The following is a 19,459-nucleotide window of genomic DNA, read 5'->3' as shown; positions in this document are numbered from 1 at the left end:
GATGGAAAGTAGGATTCGCGGTTGTTTCTTTTTTTGATCGCCCTTTCTCTGCCCTGACTGCTTGAATGCTGAATTTTTTCCGTGCCGGAACTGCGAACGCTAAAGACGATCTTCTTTCCGGCTTGACTGTCGCGTTGGCGCTGGTCCCCGAGGCTGTTGCATTTGCCTTTGTTGCTGGTGTCTCCCCCCTGATCGGTTTGTATTCGGCATTTTTCATCGGCTTGATCACGGCCGCATTCGGCGGACGACCGGGAATGATCTCCGGCGCCACCGGCGCGATGGCCGTCGTGGTGGTGGCTTTGGTCGCGATGCATGGCGTGGAATACCTGTTTCCCGCCGTCATCTTGTGCGGCATCTTTCAAATCACCGTCGGCATCGCCCGTCTGGGAAAATTGATTCGCATGGTCCCACATTCGGTCATGCTGGGATTCGTCAATGGCTTGGCGATTGTGATCGGGATGGCTCAGCTGGGCAGCTTTAAAACGCTGGACCTGTCGACCGGAAATCTGGTCTATCTGACAGGGCCTCGGCTGTACGTGATGCTCGGGTTGGTCGTGATCACGATGCTGATCATTTATCTGCTGCCCAAGCTGACGCGTGCCTTGCCGGCATCGCTGGTGGCAATTCTGTCAGTGACGTTTTTGTCGGTCGCCATCAACCGAAGCGGCGTCATTTCTGGCGATGAAATCACGCCCAACGCGGTCGCCACGGTCGGCGACATGCTGAAAACGAATTTCAAGGCCAGCCAGATCACCGAGGCCCGACAGAACGATCCGACTCATGTTGCGTCCGATGCGCTGCTGGCCGAATTCCGCCAGGTCAGCTACAAGAATGATGAAGTCGTCGGCCCTGTCGTTCGCGATCCTGCGACCGACGCTGCCGAAGTCGAGCCGACCGGTAGCGAAGAAGAGTCATCGATCAGCGGTGGGCTGCCGATGCCGTTCTTTTTGCAATACACCGTTCCGCCGATGACGATGGAAACGCTGTGGATCATCTTGCCGTTCTCGTTGACTCTGGCGGGCGTCGGATTGATCGAATCGCTGATGACGTTGACGTTGATCGATGAGATCACGGAGACGCGAGGCCGTGGGAACCGTGAATGCGTCGGCCAAGGCGCTGCCAATATTATTTGTGGTCTGTTCGGCGGGATGGGCGGTTGTGCGATGATCGGCCAATCGCTGATCAACGTGAATTCCGGCGGACGCGGCCGACTGAGCGGGATCACCGCGGCGATCTGCCTACTGGCGTTCATTCTGTTTCTCGCCCCGTGGATCGAACAGATCCCGATGGCCGCCCTCGTCGGCGTGATGTTCATGGTCGTCATCGGAACGTTCGAGTGGGCATCGCTGAAGATGCTTCGCCGTGTTCCGCGGGCCGACTTCGCCGTCATGGTGTTGGTCGCCGGCTACACCGTCATCATGCACGACCTGGCAACCGCCGTCATCTTGGGCGTGATCGTGTCGGCATGTGTGTTCGCCTGGACGCACGCCACCCACCTCGGTGCGGAAACCACAATCAACGAGTATGGCAGCAAGATCTACCAACTCCACGGCCCGCTGTTCTTCGCCTCGGCCACTTCGTTCAAAGAGCTGTTCGATGTCCACAAGGACCCCGACGATGTCGTGATCGATTTCTACTACACCCGGGTCTATGACCAATCCGGTCTGGAAGCGATCAACGTGTTGGCCGAAAAGTATGAATCGGCCGGCAAGCGGTTGCACCTGACCCATCTCAGTGATGAATGCCGCGGATTGCTGGACAAGGCGGGCGATCTGGTCGAAGTCAATCTGTCCGAAGATCCCCAATACCACGTCGCAACCGACCGGTTGGGCTAAGGCACGCTGGGCGTGGCGGATGTGTGATGCACAGCATCACCTACCGGTGATGCCACCAGCTTCGAGGCAGCGACGCACTACGCGATGCGTCGATTGTACAGCCACCATTCGACGGCCAGGATCAACAAGACGGCACCCAAGAGCCAACGCCAATACTCCTTGCGGGTCTCGATCATCCCGGCGGTTTCAATGGTCTCGTACCCCAGTTCAAACGTCTCCCGCGGTTGAATTTGACTTTCCAGCCGGCTGAACAAGTTGATGCTGAACAGGTCCACCAGTTTCTCTCCCGCCGTCACCCGGTAAGACCCCGGCATCTCGGAATCAACGAATTCCACGCTGCCGGAGTTTCCCGTTCGGATCGATTCCGGAGTCCCGCTGCCACGGGAGATATCGACCGCTTCGATCTGGCTCTCCACTCGCAACCGGACCGTGTCGCCGGGCAAGAATGACGGTGCGGCGGTCGCGTCGGCCGCACCGGCGAGATGTCGTAGGACGTTCAACAGAAAAACCGGCCAGGAGCGTTCGGCGTACCAGTTCGTGTTGGTTTGCGGTGTGCCGTCTTCGCCGGTCGTGACAATTTCAAACCCCAGGACCAGATCCTGGTAGCCATCGCGCGGTGCCAGCGCGAGCACTGTTCCATTGTCGGCGCCGACCAATTCGCGAGTACCGGTCGGGCCTTTGACCGATCGGCCTTCAAAGATCAGCAACGAAAACAGTTCCAAATACTGCATCATCGGATGCGTACGATCGACGTCGACCAGGATCGTTTGGCCGGGTTCGCTTGCCCAGGACCACTCATCGCTCGGCAGGGCCCCGACGAAAAATGTATTGGTGGACGGCAGATTCTTTGGACGACAGCGATCGTAGAGGATCAAATCGTCCAGGCCCGCTTCCGCCCGCGCCTGGTACTCCGGCGTCTCGAGATAACTTGGCGACTGGAAATCCGCGATGCAAATCTTCGCGGCACTCTCGGTCGTCAACCCGATCTCCAGCGGTTTGTTGCCATCGGTCACGACGAGCACTGACACGGTTCTCAACGGGCGCAAGCCTGCGTAGGCAAAGTTGTCGATCGTCAAATCGTCATCAAACAGTTGATCTCGCGAGGCCCCGGAACCGGGGGATTCGAGTCGCATTTCCAGTGAAGCGGCGTCCTCTTGTCCGGCCAGCGAGAACGTCAATCCGGATTCTTCACCGGGGGCGAGGGTTAACGATTCGGATTCACGCCAGGCGCCGTCGACGTACAACGAGATGTTGAAGGTTTCCGCGCCGGTTCCGAAGTTGACGATGGTCGCGAACGCTTGGGCGTCGCCCGGTTTTTCGACGTTGCGATCCGCGCTGAACGCCGTGATGGCGACATTGCGGGATTGACCGGAGCCGACTTTTAAATACGTCGGAACGAGGTTGCCGACATTAAAATCACTGACGTCTCGAAACCCGCCGTCGCTGTAAATCAGCAAATCCGCCGGCATCGGATCGGCGACCTGGACGTCGTTTTCGTCGCCGGTGGTACTGCTGCGGCGTGGGTTGGCCAGGCCGTCGGCGGCTTCGAGTGCACCGATGATGTCCGTCGGGCGGTTGGTCACTTGAGCCCGTTCCAATGCCGACCGCAAACGCCCGCGATCGCTGGTGAACGATTGCAGCACCTCGGCGCGATCGCTGAACGTGACCAACATGGCGGTTTCGCGTTCCTGCATCGCATCGATCTGCTCGCGGATCATTTTACGAGCCAATTCGAAGCGGTTTCTCTCTTCGCCCGCATCGGTCGCCATCATGCTGGCCGATGCGTCCAACAGAAACACCTTTCTGCCCTGGCTGGTCGCTTCGCCTTGCACGCCGGGACGCAACAGAGCAAACGCCGCCAAGACTACCGCGAGCAACTGCAGGAACAGCAACAGGTTCTGTCGAATCCGCTGGAACAGACTGTTCACATGCAAGTCTTCGACCGTCCGGGACCACAGGTAGGTGCTGGGGATCTCGACCGGTTCACGTCGCAGCTTCAAAAAATAAAGCAGGATGATTCCGATCGGCACCGCGGCAAACAGCGCCCACTGCCACGGCAAAAGCGTCGAGATCCAATTCATCGCACGACGCCTCGTTTACGGAGGTAGCGGGTCATGACATCGTCGACCGGCTGGTCCGTTCGAACGGGCAGGTAGGCGATGCTGCGTCGCGAACAAAAATGCTTGACGCTGCCGAGAAACGATTGCAGCGTCAACTTGTATCGCTCCAACACGTAGTTGTTGATTGTGATCTCGGTTTCATCGCCGTCTTCGGAATCGATCAAACGTCGATCTCCTCGAATCGGCGGATCGATTTCTTCGGGTGACAAGATATGCATCACGTAAACGTCCATCCGGCGACCGACCAGCATCCGCAAGGCCGCTTCGTAACCCGATTTGTCCATCAGGTCGGTGATCAAGACGACGACGCCGGTGCCTGAATTGCGCAATGAAAAATCTTTGACCGCGTCGTGCAGCGAAACGTTGTCGCCACTTTCCAGGCTCTCCAGATACTGCAGCATTTTCCACAAACCGCTGCGGCCGCGCAGCACCGGTGCGCGACGCCCCTGGTCACCGAGTGCTTGGACGCTGACCCGGTCGGCGCGACAGAGGCCGATGTAGCCCAGGGCGGCAGCCATCTGTTTGGCGACGTGGTATTTCGTCGGTGTGCCGAAGTTCATCGACTCGCTGCAATCGATCAACGCATAGACGTGCAAGTCTTCTTCTTCCTGAAACAGTTTCAGGAACAATTGGTCCAGACGGGCGTACAAATTCCAGTCGATCAACCGCAGATCGTCGCCGGCGACGTAGTTGCGAAAGTCGGCAAATTCGACGCTCTGCCCTTTGCGTTTGCTGCGGCGTTCGCCCTTCATTCGCCCCCGAAACACCTTGCGTGAAACGAGCTCCAAACGTTCCAGTTTGGCGAGCAGATCGGGCGAGAGCAGCGGAATCGATTCGGTGGTGGCACTCATGACCGCTAGTGTAGCGGAAGTTGCCGAGACTTTCGGCGTCGTTCGGGAAGAACGAAACTCTTCACCGTTCGGGTTGAAGCACTAGGCCACTTTCTACCCGATCACCGTCGCGGTAAACCCGTCGCCCTGGGCGGTCGCGTCGGGCTCGAAATGCGATCGACGCGCGATCCCGATCGCGACTGCCGTGTCATCGCCGGTCGGGGCAACACTGGTCAATCGTCCGACCACTTTTCCGTCGGCGCTGACTTCGCTGCCCGCCGCCGGGATCGTTCCCGAGGTGCGCCAGCGCACCAACTGTTTTTGAACCTGGCCCAACGCGTCCAATCGGGCGACCGTTTCTTGTCCCAGGTAGCAGCCCTTGGTGAAGGAAATCGATTGCTTGATACGTGAAGCTTCTTGGGGCAGATTCTTTTCCGACAGATCGACGCCGAACCACGGGTACCCGGCCAGCGTGCGGGCATGATGAAACTCGTCATCGTCCGCCGCCATTTCGCCGGTCGAGCGAATGACTTGCTCGACCGCACCCGGCGTTTCCGTGACCAGCACCCTGGTTTGATCACCGAGCCAATCCACGTCGTAACACGCAGCGTTGGATTCCCCCCAATCCGTTTCTTCTCGCAGCGTCAGCGGTGCGTCGGGGGCGAGGACAAACACGGTGTACTCGGAGGAATGGTCGACGGGCGTCGCATCCTCGCGAATGGTGTAACGATCCGCGTGCGCTGCGATTGCATCGGCCTGTCCGTCCGCGCCGATCAACCGGTAGCCGTCGGGGGTGCGAAAGGCAACAACGTGTGCCACCATTTTGCCACGCACGTCGGTCAGGAACGTTTCGCAGCCACAACCGATCTGCAACGACTTGACGTCGTTGGTCGTCAGGTTGCTCAAAATGGCTGTGGCGTCATCACCGACAAGATCCAGAACGGTTGCCGCAGAAAGTCGAAAGACAGCTGACATGAATGATAGGGAGAGTTGGAAAGGGATTCACAATGCGCTGGTGTGCAGGCTTTAGCCGCCCCCGCTCGCTGCTCCGCAGCGCGTCACGAAGGATCGCCTAAAGGCTAGACACCAACGTGCGCTGGTGTGCAGGCTTCAGCCGCCCCGTCTTGCTGCTTCGCAGCGCGTGGGGATGCGCCTAAAGGCTGGACACCAACGTGCGCTGGTGTGCAGGCTTCAGCCGCTCCCGCTCGCTGCTCCGCAGCGTGTCACGAAGGATCGCCTAAAGGCTAGACACCAACGTGCGCTGGTGTGCAGGCTTTAGCCGCTCCCGCTCGCTGCTCCGCAGCGTGTCACGAAGGATCGCCTAAAGGCTAGACACCAACGTGCGCTGGTGTGCAGGCTTTAGCCGCCCCCGCTCGCTGCTCCGCAGCGCGTCACGAAGGATCGCCTAAAGGCTAGACACCAACGTGCGCTGGTGTGCAGGCTTTAGCCGCTCCCGCTCGCTGCTCCGCAACGTGTCACGAAGGATCGCCTAAAGGCTAGACACCAACGTGCGCTGGTGTGCAGGCTTCAGCCGCCCCGTCTTGCTGCTTCGCAGCGTGTGGGGATGCGCCTAAAGGCTGGACACCAACGTGTGCTGGTGTCCTCGCCTCGGCGATCGGATTAGCCTGTCTCTCCGACTCTACGTCACGTCTTTGAGCATGAATTCTTGCTCGCGTTTGATGTCGCTGCCGTCTGGAGTTGCATCGTTATCGATGTCAAACCATTCCTCTTTGTACTCCAGGTAGCCGCCCTTTCCGGCGTGCGAATTCTTCAGTGCGACGTTGGCACCCAGGGCGATGACGGCATCTCCCATCGCGACTTCGGGGTAGCAACGCACCCTGTTTTCCTTGTCGGGATTTCGGATGCAATACGCCCAGTGCTCGATCTCTTCGCGATACCCGCGGCTGACCGGCCCGGAGGCAGCGGTTTGGGCCACCGGGGCTGCGAAGTCGCCGCTGGCACTGGTGTCCAACGCGTATCCACCCTCTTCCTTTTTGACGCCAACCTTGCTGCTGGTATCGCTGTTGCGATACAGCAAGACGTCGGTTTCCTTGTCCAGCACCAACGTGCCTTTGCTTCCCATGACGACTTCGCCCCAGCCGCCGAATCCGTTGCCGTTGATCGTGCTGTAGGTGACAACGACTTTCTTGTTGGGGTCTTGCTCGTACCCGGGCACGGCTCCGTTGGGATAGTTTTGAACCGGATCGTAATAGCCGACGTCGAATGTTTCGGCGTATTCGGGGCCGGGGAATTCGAACGTGCAATAGATATGGTCACCGGCGTCGCGGTCGTGCGGCATGATGTGTCGTCCACCAACGGCGTGGACCGACAACGGATGCACTTTCTTTCCATCGTCTCGCAACGAGGAGAGGAAAATGCTGACGGCATCCAATTGGTGGCTTCCCAGTTCGGCCATCAAGCCCGCACCGGTTCGCTCGAACAACCTCCAACGGTGCAATTCTTCTTCGGCGGTGAACATGGAGTCGCCGCGGGCGAAGTCTTGATAGCCATGGTCGCGGGGATCGACGGTCTTGTCGGCGTCCCAGGCTTCCCACTGCGCGATCTCGGCCTGCAGCCGTTTGATGTCCGAGCCGGTGGCGGTCTTCAGCTTGGCACGGCGGTACTCCAGATCCTTGGCGATCTTGTCGAACATTTTTCCGTTGGCCATTTTTTCCCCACCGGGGATCGGCATCGACCAGCTGTCGCGACCAGGCAGGTTGCCACGGTGCCACTGAGCACGAATGTGGTGCAGTTGGCCCAGCAGTCCCCAGCGGATCAGGTTGACCGCGTTTTCGTACTTGACGTTGTAGTGTCGTTGGTGACCGGTGGCCAAGTGCAGCGGGTTGCCTTGCTTGTCTTCGCCCGCGGCGGCCATGCGGCCCATGACTTTGCACTGAGCGACATTGTGTGCCATCAGCTTTTCGGTCAGCACGTGCAGATTTCGCTCCATCGCCAACGCGGCGACGGGGGCGTGCAGCCACAGCGGCAATGCAATGATGACCGCTTCGATATCGGGGTCGTCCAGGCAGGCCATGATGCCGCCGTTGGAAGCGTCATAAACCTTGACGTTCTTACGCGCTTCGGCTTCGTTGCTGTAGCCGGCGACGGAGATCAATCCGGGGCGACGGATCAATGCCGACGCGCTGCTGCAGTCACCGTGGAAGGCGCGGTGTTGGCTGAACGGCCGGATGTCGCAGATCGCTTTGACGTCGACATAGTTCGGATTGCAGCCGCCGATCAGCACGCTGCCTTCGTCGCCGGTTCCGATCACGGCGATTCGTACGGGATCTTTGACCTGGCCGTAGCCGAAGTACGCGGCGCCCAGGCCGGCACCACTGACGGCGCCGGTGGCGACGATGCCCCGCAAAAAGTCTCGACGATTGACGTCGTAGTAACTGGTCACGGCGTTGTAGTAGTTTTGTTTTCCTACTTCACGTTCGTCACTGGAGAGCTTGTCGACCATGGGATTATCCTCGAATGGGGTTCGTGCTTGATTGGGGTTGTGTTGGGGTTCGTCAGTCAAACGATTGGGAAGCGTGCCGGATCATCGTGGCGGCAGGACGCTTCCAGCGCTCGCTACTTGTCGGCGGCGTGCTTTGCGACGCTTCGCCGAATGAACAGGTGGATGAAAAAGTCCAGGCCCGCAAAGCGTCCGGCTCCCGTTGATGCCAGAACTAAACAGGCCATACATTCGATCAATTGGTAGTTGCTGCTCGACGGCCCGGTTCCCGGCGGATACTGGCTGAGGAAAACAGAACCGAGAAAACCGGCCGCCGCTAACGCCGCGACGGGGGTGAAAAGCCCCAGCAACAGACACCAACCGACCGCCAAGTCGAAATAGGGCACGTACCGATTGATCACGCTCGTGTCGACCACGGCCGTCCGCGGCTTGACCAAATCCAGCGGCGGTGATGCCCGGCGTTGGTTGGGGGCGGCCAGGGAATTGATCGTGCCCTCGTACCCGGCCCACAACTCGTCGATCGCCGCCAGTGCCGGCTTCAACTTCGCATCGTTCTCCCTCTCAACGGTTTCGATCTGGCCTGCCAAGCTCTCAACACCGACGCGGTCTTCTTCGGACTTCAACATTTCAAGTCGCAGCTGACCGAGATCGTATTCCTCCAAGTCGTCGGCGTAGTCTTCCAAGACAACTTGGTGGTCTTCCAGCACTTTCTCCAAGGCTTCGTTGGCCACCGCCAGTTCTTTTTCGCCAAACGTGTAATAGTCGGCGGCTCGATCGCGGTACTGTTCCAACCACCAACGTGTGAACTCCGGATCACGTCGCACCTTGCCGTCGTAATCCCAAACCGTTTTGCGAAATTCTTCGGCCAAGGGCCCTTTTGCGTTCGCGAAGAACGGTGCCGCGTCCCAATCGCCCTTGCGATACTTCTCACTCCCCTCGCTGTGAAAGTGCCAACCGATAGACAGTCGAAGCAAGACAAGCATCGTGATGGCGATGATGCCCAAGATTCGGGGCGAGATTCCCCAGCCGACAGCGAGGCGAAGGGGGGTGAGCAAAATGTTTCGCACGATTTCAGACAGCTCCAATGGAGAGTTTGTAGGCAGAGTTTGTAGGGAGGGAGTGCGGGGCCAGGGCGTCAACGGCAAGCGGGGGATTCAACTCCGACACCAGCAAGCCATTCATTATGGACGAGAAACCGCCATCCGCCAAGGATAAACGGCATGTGAAACGACGACGATTCGAAAGCAATTTCCTGGGCTGTTCGCTGGGCCAGACGACACTTGGTGAAGATTGCCGATCACCAGGACCGACGGGGGACCGCAATTGTGCCGCGCGCTGACTTTTCAAATTCAAAAACGTTGTTTACACTTCTCGTCCCATTGCCCGACGGTGGTGGCCCTTACGACTGTGAATCGTGAACCTGGTCAGGACTTAAGTGGAGCAGCCATAAGCGGTGTAACTTTGTGTGAGGGCCACCTCCGTCGTGCAAACGCTGTGCAAACCCAACGAAAATGGCGAGATCGTGCCGTCGGCATGACCTCGCCATTTTTTGTGATGCCGAACCATTTCGGCCGAAATGGATCCCGGACCGGACTAGTTCTTCACCAATTGGGTCTCGGTAACGAAGGGGTTCGTTCGGACCACGCCGACTTTGGCCGGTTTTTGAACGCCTTGACTGACGCAGGGGTTCAGCGTGCAGGGTGCCGGCGCGGTGGGCTGAAATTCGCTCGGCGGAAGATAAAAATCGCTCCGCAGACGTCCGCGATAGCCCGGCCCGGCGCTGACCACCGGAGGCGATGCGAACGGGCTGATCCCGTAAGGCCGCGCGTGACGGGCGCCGTAGTAGACCGGCGGGTTGAGCGCAAAGTACGGCGGCGTCTGCAACGACGATCCGTACTGAGCCCCATAGGGCTGGTAAATGCCGAAAGGGAAGAAGGGGTAACCGGCGGGATGGGCAGCCGAAGCCGCGTCGGATCCGCCAAATGCAATCGCGGCCAGCGCGGCGACGGCAAGTGCAATTCGTTTCATGGTGTAAAGACTCGTTTCGTGTCGACCTGACGTGTGGAGAAATTCCCGGGCGGGAAACTCCACGCTAGTCGCAGCAACGATCCTTGCAACCGTCACCAGCGGCGAAACACACGAAAGCCTTAAAGGGCGTGCGGATTGTGCAGGCGTCACGCCACCGAGCAAAAGCTTGCTTTCACCGTGCTTTTTGACCGCAGCAGCAAAAACGTGAGATATCTTGCCGCCCGCTTGGCGTCCGGTGCCGAGGGTCCCAAGGTGATTTGCTTCGACACCCTCCGGGGTCGCGTCAGGTGGGTGGCAGAATCTCCGGAGGTGTCGCTGCGCTCACCTCCGGCTACTGGCTTTGACCCCGTTCGGGGTCATGCCACCTGCGGCACCCAAGGGGTGAGCGGCACGCCGCGTTTGGTCCCCTACAAGCTGGCTTTGGCCTGGGGCGATCCCGCTCGTCACCCAGACAGCATGCCACCCGAGCGGCGGTCGACAGCCGCCGTTAGATGTAAAACATCACCGCGTCGTCCTGCGCCGTGCGGTCGGCGATCTCGGCCAACGTGGTTCGGGCCAGCACCGCCCGCGAGGCCTCGCTGGCAGCGTCCCAAATTTCGTGCACCATCCGGTTGGCCGGCGTGTCGGTCGCGTCCGTCTGGCAATTGGATTCGGCACAACCGACCGCCTCGGCAATCTCCAGCAAGGTCAGGTCGGCCGGCTCGACCGCCAGACGGTAGCCGCCCTGGCTGCCGCGAACGCTCTGCACCCAACCCGCACTGCGCAAGGTGCGCAGGATTTGCACCAGGAACGGCCCGGGGATGCCGTGCCGCCGGGTGATCTCCCGCACCGCCACCGGCGTCTTTTCTGACTGGCGCAACGCCAGTTCGATCAACGCGAGCGTCGCATAATGAACGCGTGCCGAGATTGTCACCGAATCACCTCCCCGATCTCAGTCATGAAGCCCGCATTCGGTCTTTTGAAAGCCACTCCAGCGCCCCGCCCGCTCATCTTCGCCGAGTAAATTGGCGCGCGTGCAGGGCCAGCAACCGACGCTCGGATAGCCCTGGTCGTGCAACGGGTTGTAGGGGATCTCATGCTTGCTGATCAGATTCCAGACCTCTTTCTTGGTCCAGTTCGCCAGCGGGCTGATCTTCACCAGTTGGAACTTCTTGTCCCAACCCACGATCGGAGCTTTGGCACGATCTTCGCTTTGGTCACGCCGGATCGCGCTGGCCCACGCGTGCAGCCCCCGCGCGGCCTCTTTCAAGACACGCAGCTTGCGATCGAAGCAGCATCGGTTGGGATCCGTCTTGTAAACCGGTCCGCCGTTGGCCGCTTCGTATTCCTGCACCGTTTGCTGCGGGTACTTGAATTCGACTTCGATCCCGTATCGCTGCTTGACCGTTTCCCGCAACTGAAGCGTCTCTTTGAACTGGTAACCGGTCTCCAAGTTGAATATCGGCGTTTCGGGAGCGATCTCGCTGAGCATGTGGATGATCGTCATCCCTTCGGGACCGAACGCCGTCGCCATCGAAAATCTGGGGGCAAAACGCTCCACCGCCCAAGCCAAGATCTCCTGCGGACTGGCGGTTTCCAGCCGCTGACTGTGGTCGGCCAATTCTGCCAAAAACTCCTCCGTCGGCGCCAGCGGAGGATCCGCCGCCAGCGCCCCCTGCAATTCATCCTCCACGGGTTGGCTGTCGGCGTCCTGGCTGTCGGCATCACGGCTGTCGGCGTCTTGAACGGTGACAACGGGAAGCGACGCAGCCGCAGGCACGGGGGTTTGTCCACCGGCAGCTCGCTCTGGCTCCGGTTCGGTGGAAGGTTCGGCGGTCGAGACGGGTTTCATCGTCAGACTTTCAGGAAGGCAGAAAACTCGATACCGGCCGCTCCTGCGGCCACACAACCGGATAACAATAGAAAGTTGATCCGATTAGTCAAGTATGATATCGGCAGGGATCGCGATCGGGTTGAGCGGATTTCGGGTCCTGGCACCGCTGTCCCGCCCGGCCGGCGGACGAAAACCCATAAAAACGCTGCGGGAAGGCCCCTCGGGAAGTTACAATCCGAAGGTGCAAAGGTGCCTCGGGCACGTGCCGTTGGCGCCTAGTATTCCGTATCAGCTAAATTTTCGGGTAGTGGACGAGGCGACGAGTCCTCTGCAGTCAGCACACATTCGCAAGGACTCGTCGCCTCGTCCACTACCGCCTACCCGAAAACCAAGGTGACACGGAATACTAGGCTTTAGCCGATTCGGGCATTGCGGAACGCTTGGAAAGCGTTCCGGGGCGTCTGAAGGCTGGACACCAACGAGGGCTGCACGCCGACGCTTGGAAAATCCTTGCCACCGTGCCAGATGCTTCTCTTCTCATCGAACTGACCTGACATGAACCACTTCGTTCGCCTTTCGCACTTCCCGATGACATCCGGGCTGGCGCTGACACTTGCGGTTTTCGCTAGCGCACCTCTGGCTCAAGCGGACACGCTGGAATTGCGTGGCAATGTGCAGGTCGATGGCAAGATTGTGAGGAAGACGGACAACGGGTCGAAACCGCATGTGATTGTGGAAGTGGATCCGGAGTTGCGAGTCGCCATTCCCCAAAGCCGGGTCGTCAAAACGGTCAGCGATTCCGACGAGAAACTGGTTTGGTATCGTCAACAGTTGGCTCAAGTGGGCGAGGACGCCGAGGCGCACTATCAATTGGCGCGGAAGTGCAAGGGAAACGGCTTGTTGGCGCAGCGGGATTTTCATTTTCAGCGGGCCATTGAAATCGATCCCAATCACCCCCAAGCCAGATCGGCGCTCGGTTATGTTCGCGATGGCAACGAATGGGCGCTCTATGCCGATCAGCAACGGCAGCGCGGATTGATACGAACGGCAGGCGGATGGGAGGTCCCGGAGGTTTATCTTCGCGAACAACGACGCGACAAGTTCGACGAAGCCTCGAAGCTTTGGATCAAGGAGCTGACCAAGCTGCGGAGTTTGGTGTTGAGGCCGGGAAAACGGTCCGCCGAAGCACTCGAATCGATCCAAGCCATTGACGACCCGATGGCATCGACCGCGCTCGCCGAAGCACTGGAGAAGTCGCGTGGGAACGAACCCGATCCCAAATCGTTGCGGATGATCTACGTCAAACGACTCGGCGCGCTGAAGACACCGATCGCGGTCCAGGCTCTGGTCCGAACGGGGATCTTTGAGCCCGATCCGGGAATTCGTACCGAAGCCTTGTTGCAGCTTCAGGAGTACGGCGCGTCGTCGGCGGTCGCGTCGTATCTGCCGATCTTGAAGGGTGACAACCGCAAGCCGGTGGAAGTGACCGCGGCGCTTCGTGCGCTGAACTATTTCCCCGACCCGGAACTTTGGCAGGAATACGTCGATGCGTTGATCACGACGCACAAGTCGTTGACGCCCAAGGGACCAGGCATGTCGGTCGGCAGCAACAGCCTGGGCGGTTCGGGGCTTTCCACCGGCGGCAAACAAGAGGTGTTGACCAAGACGGTTCAAAACCCCGGCGCGTTGGAATTGCTTCGTCAGATCGCACCGGGCGTCGATTACCGATACGACCAGGCAGCGTGGCGCAATCACTTCGCCGCTCAACTGATGAAAGCCCCCGACGATCTCCGCCGCGATCCGTAGCGGCAGTAGCCCGCAAGCTCATGCCGTCTATTTTAGCGCTGTGCAAGCGGAACGGCGCGAGCCGTCCGGTTGCAGCTTGATAGACCGGAGGACTCGCGCCCTGCCGCGAACAAAAAAGCACGTCGCTGGTAGCCGAACGACTGAAGGCCCATTACTGTCAGCCGGCTTGCGCCGGCGTGCGGGCCGCTTCACCCGATTTCACTGCACCGGTTGCAGCACGTAGCGGTGCGGGGCCGGCTTGGCTGCGGCGTAGATCGCCGCCAGTTCCTCGTCGGCTTTCTGTTCGAGCGCGGCGAGTTTTTCCTCAAAACCTTCCATCTTCTGCTCCCCCGCGGCGACCTTCTTTTCCAGCGCCGTTCGGGTCGCTTCGTCACCGGCTTGGGCCAAGCTGCGTCGATCCCGCGCCAGGTTTCGGGCGGTGTACCAGTGCTTGCGCAGCTCTCCGATCGTCGATTCGTTTCTGGCTTTGTTCATCGCTACCGCTTTGGCCGCTTGGACCGATTGTGGCGTGGAGGGGAACCGTTGCAATTCGATGTGGGCGGCCAATTGGGTATGGGTGAAGTCGCCGACCGGCGTGCCATCGATCGAAAGCGTGTATTTGCCCGGCGCCAGTCCATGGACCTGGAACCCTTCGCGACTGAACTTGTGATCCAACTTCAGCATCTTGGCTGCGACCTGAGTGTCATCGGGGGTGACCCACGGCAGCGATTCGGCGAGGAACGTGAATTCGATCGATCCGTCCGCGCCGGCCAGTTCGGTCACTTCGCCTCCGGTTGCCCGTGCGCGATAGCCATTCTTGGTCGGCACGAGCGTGATGTTCGAAACGGCGCTTTGCATGCCCAGGTTTTCAAGCCAGGCATGTGCCATGATCAGTTGACCGTCGGTGCCGGGATGAACCGCGTCCTTGATGAAGGTGAATTGGGGATCGTCCTGACGGGCAACACGGGTCAGGTGATTGAGGGGACCAAACATATCGATCGACCGCATGCCTCGACGATCCGCTTCGTCTCGCAACCAGGTCCCAAAGTAGGCGAGGACAGCGTTGTATTGACGCACCGCAGATTCTTCGCGGGGACGTTGTTTCAAATTGGCGCGGGCCGCGACGGCGTCGAACATCGTCGGCGTGATCGGCGAGACCGTTGTGTCGGCGGCTTGCAAGCGATCCAGCAATTCGGTCATGTCGGTTTCATAGGTCTTGAAAATCTCATGATCAAACGCTTGGTAGCGTCCGTCGTTCATTCCCAACAGAATCGTGACCAACTTGGGGTTCTTCGACAGCACGTCGCGGTCGAGACGCTGCAGCGCGTCCCAGGCCTTGTCTCCGCCGATGCCGGCGTTGTGGAACTTCAGCGGCACGCTGGGAAACCGGGTGATGAAGAAGTCTTCGATGTACTGCGTGTAAAGACGCTGATGCGTGATGCTGTCGCCGAGGAAAACCACGGCATCACCGGACTGAAGGCTCGCCTCGCCGACCTGGATCGGAGTCGACTGGGCAAGCGCCGGGGAAAGCAACAAACAAACCGAGAGCAGGGCAAACGCGAATCGTTTCATAACGGGTGTGGGGGGAAAGAGGGAGGGACAGACAGAAATGGAGAGAGAAGCAGGAGAATGAGACAAATCTCAAGCCCTAAAACTTGAAACTTGAAACTTGAAACTTGAAACTTGAAACTTGAAACTTGAAACTTGAAACTTGAAACTTGAAACTTGAAACTTGAAACTTGAAACTTGAAACCTGAAACCTGAAACCATCCTACTTCCTCATGCTCCCGGTTTCACCTTCGCCGCGACTGGGGCGAATGCGTTTCATCTTCATTCTCAGATTTAGGAATTCGACCATCAGGGAAAACGTCATCGCAAAGTAGACGTACCCCTTGCTGATCGGCGTCCCGGAGGCTTCGCTGATCAAGACGACGCTGATCAAGATCAGGAAGGACAGGGCCAACATTTTGACCGTGGGGTGCTTCTGGACAAACTCGCTGATCTGGTTGGCAAACACGATCATCACCAAGACGCTGATCACCACGGCGATGACCATGACGGAGATTTGTTTGGCCATTCCGACGGCGGTGATCACCGAGTCGAGTGAAAAGATGATGTCCATGAACGCGATTCGGAACAACACGCCGCCGACGGTAACGCTCGACCGGTTTTCCTCCGTGATCGGGGCGATCCCGTCCGAGGATCCGCCACTGTCGCCGGGCAGGTTCCCGATCTCAGCTTCCTCTTCATGACCCTCGATCTTGTGGTGAATTTCACGCACCGCGGTCCACAACAAAAACAGACCGCCGAACATCAAGATCAGGTCTTTGCCGCTGACCTCGTCGGCTTCTTCGTGCTCGTGCAGGTACTCGGCAACGGATTCCAGCGGGACATAGTCCGACAGATGAAACACCGGCCCGACCAGTTGCATCAGATAGCCGATGCCCAGCAGCAACACGATTCGCATGCCCATGGCCAGCACCAGTCCAAACCGTCTGGCGAAGGACCGTTTTTCGGGCGGCAAACGTCCGGTGATGATCGCGATGAAGACGATGTTGTCGATCCCCAACACGATCTCCATCAAGGTCAACGTCAATAACGCCATGATGGCGTCGCCGGTGAGCAGAGATCCCATTTCCGCGATCATATTCAATTCCTTTTCATCGGCGCGTTAGTGCTTGGTCAACTTTAAAACGGAGAGTGCCGCGGAAAAGGGGTCAGGTACCAAAAATGCGAAGCACCCTATGGGCCATTTGGTTTTTGGTACCTGACCCCTTTTCCGCTCGACAAACGTAACCGCAAATTCAAATCGGGGCGGAGCACTAGCCGGAGCGGATCCAAGGTGACGCCAAGCCGAGAACCCCCATCAAGAACAGCAGCCCCAAGGTAACGCGTCGCAGACGGTTGCGTCCGAGCCAGTTGCCGAATTTAAGTCCCAGCGAGGTGACCAACAACAGGATGGGAATCGACGCACAGGCATTCAATGCCGGGGTGACCAATCGATCTCCAAAGAAAGCGAACAGCATGACGATCGCCGGCGCGAGACTGGTCAGGTACATCGCGAACAAAAATCCGCGGATCTGGCGGGTGTTCCAATCATGCGCGGAGACCCAAAACACCATTGCGGGTCCCCCCATCCCGACCAGCCCTTGCAAGAATCCTGAAATGGGAAACGCGATCCAGGCCCAGATCGGCGACAGCTTTGCCTTGGGGACCGGGTGATAAACGGCCGTCGCGATGGTCGCCGCCAACACCACGCCGCCGACGAACTGGCGGATCCGCACCAGCGGAAACGCTTCTTCGATCGCGATCAGCGCGAGGATTCCCAGCGGGAAAAAGCCGACGCGACCGATGCCCGGCCAGAGAAGGGTTTTCGGTCGAATCGATTCCCGTAGCGCGTAAACGCCCGCGATGTTCTGCGGTATCGTCGCCACCAACAGCGCCATACTGGCTTCGGGGATCAAGTACCCCAGCCATAACAGGGTGGGAATAACCAGCATGCCCGCAGCGAATCCGGCGGCCGCCTGCACGAAAATACCGACCGAGAGGACGAGCGTGACGATCAACCAGGGAAAAAACCAGGAAACGACTTCGGGCATCGGTCAATCGCCTAGCCGTCGTTGTCTTGGATGACGTCTTCTTCGCCGACGTCACCCAATGCGTTGGCCTCAAATTCCTTCAGCAATCGGTCCAAAATCCCGTTCACAAACCGCGGGCTGTTTTTGTCGCCGTAGCGTTTGATCAACACCACCGCTTCGTTGACCGCCACGCGGCCGGGTGTTTCGGCAAACAGGATCTCGTAGGCCGCCATTCGCATCACGTTGCGATCGGTGACCGCCATCCGCCCCAGCGCCCAGCCCTTTGCCAAACGAGACAGATGCCGATCCACTTGATCGCGATGCTCCAGCGTGCCGGTCAACAGTTTCTCGGCAAACGCCGACAAAGCCGAACGTCCCTGCAGCCGCGACTTGATGAACCGGCGAGCCGACACGGCATCGCGAGTGCCGTTGACGTCGGCTTCGTAAAGTAACTGTAAAACGATCTCGCGGGCGCGACGGCGGGTGGACATGCAGGATCTCGGGACGCGTGTTCTTTCGAATCAGACGCTTTTTCAGGGATTACAAGGGTTCAGAGGCGGATTGTAGGCGCGCCCCGCCGCCGCGCCGAGCTACCTCGATTTTGCATCCAAAACGCGGGTTGACGAATCGGCCGTCGGATTGATAATACCGCTCCTGATCAGTTGGTCAGCCCGTTGCGACGGGGCCAACATGCCTCCCCCATGGCTTTGATCAGATTCCGAATGGGGGCCCAAGCGGGGGTATAGCTCAGTTGGGAGAGCGACGCGCTGGCAGCGCGTAGGTCGTCGGTTCAAGTCCGTCTACCTCCACTCGGCAATTCATTGCCTTTTTCGAACTTGCTCCGAATCATTGAAACGTCAAATGCACGTTTCAATGCACGAATTCGGAGCAAGTCATGCCACGGCAATCAAAACCATTTCTCAGGAAGCAAACCCAAAGCTGGTATTGCTCCATCGGTGGAAAGCAAATCTCTCTGGGCAAGGATCGTGAATCCGCCTTTGCTAAGTTCCACGAGCTGATGTCGGACCGCGAATCCATCACGTCTGAGTTGGTCACGCTTTACGACCTTTCCCAATCCTATTTGGATTGGTGCAAAGCCAACCGCAAGTCGACCACCTACGACAAACATCGGCTGTACCTTCGGAGCTTCATTGACCACGTCGGCAAGCAGCTAAAAACGGCTCGGCTGAAGCAGCACCACATCACCAAATGGAAAGACAGCAATCCGAATTGGTCGGACAATTCCGCCAACGATGCGATCTCGATCGTTCAGCGGATGATCAACTGGGCAGTCGATGAAGGATACCTTCACCGCACCCCCATCCCGAAAGTCAAGAAACCGCGACGACGTAGACGAGACGTTGTCTACACCGACGCACAGTGGAAGGAAATCACAATCCATGCTCGCGGGCCAGTGTTGGATCTGCTCAACTTTCTTTACCTGACGGGCTGTCGCCCAATCGAAGCACGGACTCTGGAAGCAAAGCACATCCACGATGATCTAATCATCTTCCCTGCCGACGAGTCCAAAGGTGAAACTGATCCACGCGTTGTATTTCTGACGCCAGAAGCAAAGGCGATTGTTGATAGGCTGGCGAATGCCGATCGTCAGGGTCCAGTATTCCGGAACAATCGCGGCAATCCGTGGACGAAGAATGCGATCAAATGTGCGATGACACGCATCACGGAGAAAGTTGGCTTCCGCGTGATTGCCTACGGCACTCGACACTCATACGCCACGAATGCCTTGACCCAAGGTGGAGTTGATCCAGTTTCACTGGCTCACCTGATGGGGCACAAGGACGCAGCAATGGTAAGTCGGGTATATTCACACATTGCAAAAAACCCGGACTACCTGCGAGCACAGGCGAGAAAGGCGATCCTGCGACGGACAGAACATTGACTGATTGTGCATCAAATCAACCAGTGCGCATTCAGTCAACGCAATCTGATTCAGCGACGTGTCCACGGGACTAAATTCTGTCGTCGCCAACCAGATTGCAAGCTGAG

Annotated in this window: 15 protein-coding genes, 1 tRNA gene and 1 other RNA gene; 5 read left to right on the top strand and 12 right to left on the bottom strand. The window is 58.7% G+C overall.

Annotation, left to right across the window (positions count from 1 at the left end; genetic code table 11):
* The first annotated feature begins 65 nt into the window (after positions 1–65).
* Positions 66–1,835, top strand: a complete 1,770-nt coding sequence (locus tag TBK1r_RS01555; RefSeq protein WP_145207212.1) for a SulP family inorganic anion transporter — start codon at positions 66–68, stop codon at positions 1,833–1,835.
* Between the two features lie 77 nt (positions 1,836–1,912).
* On the opposite strand, the gene TBK1r_RS01550 is transcribed toward TBK1r_RS01555, so the two are convergent.
* The 5 genes from TBK1r_RS01550 to TBK1r_RS01525 all read right to left on the bottom strand — a co-directional run bounded on the left by TBK1r_RS01550 (position 1,913) and on the right by TBK1r_RS01525 (position 9,312).
* Positions 1,913–3,916, bottom strand: coding sequence for a vWA domain-containing protein (locus TBK1r_RS01550; RefSeq protein WP_145207211.1), 2,004 nt, complete (start codon positions 3,914–3,916; stop codon positions 1,913–1,915).
* Complete coding sequence (locus tag TBK1r_RS01545; protein ID WP_145207210.1) at positions 3,913–4,806, bottom strand: DUF58 domain-containing protein; 894 nt, start codon at positions 4,804–4,806, stop codon at positions 3,913–3,915. The genes TBK1r_RS01550 and TBK1r_RS01545 overlap by 4 nt, the downstream gene beginning before the upstream one ends.
* Before the next feature lie 93 nt (positions 4,807–4,899).
* Positions 4,900–5,760, bottom strand: a complete 861-nt coding sequence (gene ygfZ / locus TBK1r_RS38125; RefSeq protein ID WP_419580857.1) for a CAF17-like 4Fe-4S cluster assembly/insertion protein YgfZ — start codon at positions 5,758–5,760, stop codon at positions 4,900–4,902.
* Positions 5,761–6,424: 664 nt separating this feature from the next.
* The gene (locus TBK1r_RS01530; protein ID WP_145207209.1) at positions 6,425–8,248 is read right to left on the bottom strand and encodes a Gfo/Idh/MocA family protein; all 1,824 of its coding nucleotides are present in this window, start codon (positions 8,246–8,248) and stop codon (positions 6,425–6,427) included.
* Positions 8,249–8,361: 113 nt separating this feature from the next.
* The gene (locus tag TBK1r_RS01525) at positions 8,362–9,312 is read right to left on the bottom strand and encodes a DoxX family protein (RefSeq protein ID WP_145207208.1); all 951 of its coding nucleotides are present in this window, start codon (positions 9,310–9,312) and stop codon (positions 8,362–8,364) included.
* Between the two features lie 321 nt (positions 9,313–9,633).
* Between TBK1r_RS01525 and ffs the strand changes: the two genes are divergently transcribed.
* An RNA gene (ffs, locus tag TBK1r_RS01520) (signal recognition particle sRNA small type) lies at positions 9,634–9,728 on the top strand.
* Positions 9,729–9,838: 110 nt separating this feature from the next.
* Here the strand turns inward: ffs and TBK1r_RS01515 are convergent.
* The 3 genes from TBK1r_RS01515 to TBK1r_RS01505 all read right to left on the bottom strand — a co-directional run bounded on the left by TBK1r_RS01515 (position 9,839) and on the right by TBK1r_RS01505 (position 12,104).
* The gene (locus TBK1r_RS01515; protein ID WP_145207207.1) at positions 9,839–10,273 is read right to left on the bottom strand and encodes a hypothetical protein; all 435 of its coding nucleotides are present in this window, start codon (positions 10,271–10,273) and stop codon (positions 9,839–9,841) included.
* 487 nt (positions 10,274–10,760) lie between these two features.
* The gene (locus TBK1r_RS01510; RefSeq protein ID WP_145207206.1) at positions 10,761–11,186 is read right to left on the bottom strand and encodes an Rrf2 family transcriptional regulator; all 426 of its coding nucleotides are present in this window, start codon (positions 11,184–11,186) and stop codon (positions 10,761–10,763) included.
* 18 nt (positions 11,187–11,204) lie between these two features.
* The gene (locus TBK1r_RS01505; protein WP_145207205.1) at positions 11,205–12,104 is read right to left on the bottom strand and encodes a phosphoadenylyl-sulfate reductase; all 900 of its coding nucleotides are present in this window, start codon (positions 12,102–12,104) and stop codon (positions 11,205–11,207) included.
* Between the two features lie 537 nt (positions 12,105–12,641).
* Between TBK1r_RS01505 and TBK1r_RS01500 the strand changes: the two genes are divergently transcribed.
* Positions 12,642–13,892, top strand: coding sequence for a HEAT repeat domain-containing protein (locus TBK1r_RS01500; RefSeq protein ID WP_145207204.1), 1,251 nt, complete (start codon positions 12,642–12,644; stop codon positions 13,890–13,892).
* A gap of 198 nt (positions 13,893–14,090) precedes the next feature.
* Here TBK1r_RS01500 and TBK1r_RS01495 read toward each other — a convergent pair whose 3' ends face one another.
* The 4 genes from TBK1r_RS01495 to nusB all read right to left on the bottom strand — a co-directional run bounded on the left by TBK1r_RS01495 (position 14,091) and on the right by nusB (position 17,940).
* Entirely contained in the window at positions 14,091–15,443 is a 1,353-nt protein-coding gene (locus tag TBK1r_RS01495) for an SGNH/GDSL hydrolase family protein (RefSeq protein ID WP_145207203.1), read from the bottom strand.
* Positions 15,444–15,642: 199 nt separating this feature from the next.
* Positions 15,643–16,506, bottom strand: a complete 864-nt coding sequence (locus TBK1r_RS01490) for a TerC family protein (protein WP_145207202.1) — start codon at positions 16,504–16,506, stop codon at positions 15,643–15,645.
* Between the two features lie 187 nt (positions 16,507–16,693).
* Positions 16,694–17,470 (bottom strand): sulfite exporter TauE/SafE family protein, encoded by a 777-nt coding sequence (locus tag TBK1r_RS01485; RefSeq protein WP_145207201.1) that lies wholly within the window; start codon positions 17,468–17,470, stop codon positions 16,694–16,696.
* Positions 17,471–17,481: 11 nt separating this feature from the next.
* On the bottom strand, positions 17,482–17,940 hold the full coding sequence (gene nusB / locus TBK1r_RS01480) for a transcription antitermination factor NusB (RefSeq protein WP_145207200.1): 459 nt from the start codon (positions 17,938–17,940) through the stop codon (positions 17,482–17,484).
* A 245-nt stretch (positions 17,941–18,185) separates the two neighbouring features.
* Between nusB and TBK1r_RS01475 the strand changes: the two genes are divergently transcribed.
* Positions 18,186–18,258, top strand: a tRNA-Ala gene (locus tag TBK1r_RS01475).
* Positions 18,259–18,344: 86 nt separating this feature from the next.
* Entirely contained in the window at positions 18,345–19,352 is a 1,008-nt protein-coding gene (locus TBK1r_RS01470; RefSeq protein ID WP_419580856.1) for a tyrosine-type recombinase/integrase, read from the top strand.
* The last annotated feature ends 107 nt before the right edge of the window (positions 19,353–19,459 follow it).

It is taken from the genome of Stieleria magnilauensis (assembly GCA_007753675.1).
In the GTDB taxonomy this organism is placed as follows: Bacteria; Planctomycetota; Planctomycetia; order Pirellulales; family Pirellulaceae; genus Stieleria; species Stieleria magnilauensis.
The sequence above is the reverse complement of the archived record's forward strand: the minus strand, read 5'-3'. Positions and strand labels throughout refer to the sequence as shown.

What these genes read in the sequence shown, in the direction of transcription:
- TBK1r_RS01515 (WP_145207207.1), bottom strand. Translation starts at nt 10,273, where the DNA reads ATGAAACGAATTGCACTTGCCGTCGCCGCGCTGGCCGCGATTGCATTT.
- TBK1r_RS01550 (WP_145207211.1), bottom strand. Translation starts at nt 3,916, where the DNA reads ATGAATTGGATCTCGACGCTTTTGCCGTGGCAGTGGGCGCTGTTTGCC.
- TBK1r_RS01495 (WP_145207203.1), bottom strand. Translation starts at nt 15,443, where the DNA reads ATGAAACGATTCGCGTTTGCCCTGCTCTCGGTTTGTTTGTTGCTTTCC.
- TBK1r_RS01485 (WP_145207201.1), bottom strand. Translation starts at nt 17,470, where the DNA reads ATGCCCGAAGTCGTTTCCTGGTTTTTTCCCTGGTTGATCGTCACGCTC.
- TBK1r_RS01545 (WP_145207210.1), bottom strand. Translation starts at nt 4,806, where the DNA reads ATGAGTGCCACCACCGAATCGATTCCGCTGCTCTCGCCCGATCTGCTC.
- nusB (WP_145207200.1), bottom strand. Translation starts at nt 17,940, where the DNA reads ATGTCCACCCGCCGTCGCGCCCGCGAGATCGTTTTACAGTTACTTTAC.
- TBK1r_RS01500 (WP_145207204.1), top strand. Translation starts at nt 12,642, where the DNA reads ATGAACCACTTCGTTCGCCTTTCGCACTTCCCGATGACATCCGGGCTG.
- TBK1r_RS01490 (WP_145207202.1), bottom strand. Translation starts at nt 16,506, where the DNA reads ATGGGATCTCTGCTCACCGGCGACGCCATCATGGCGTTATTGACGTTG.
- ygfZ (WP_419580857.1), bottom strand. Translation starts at nt 5,760, where the DNA reads ATGTCAGCTGTCTTTCGACTTTCTGCGGCAACCGTTCTGGATCTTGTC.
- TBK1r_RS01530 (WP_145207209.1), bottom strand. Translation starts at nt 8,248, where the DNA reads ATGGTCGACAAGCTCTCCAGTGACGAACGTGAAGTAGGAAAACAAAAC.
- TBK1r_RS01470 (WP_419580856.1), top strand. Translation starts at nt 18,345, where the DNA reads ATGCCACGGCAATCAAAACCATTTCTCAGGAAGCAAACCCAAAGCTGG.
- TBK1r_RS01555 (WP_145207212.1), top strand. Translation starts at nt 66, where the DNA reads ATGCTGAATTTTTTCCGTGCCGGAACTGCGAACGCTAAAGACGATCTT.
- TBK1r_RS01505 (WP_145207205.1), bottom strand. Translation starts at nt 12,104, where the DNA reads ATGAAACCCGTCTCGACCGCCGAACCTTCCACCGAACCGGAGCCAGAG.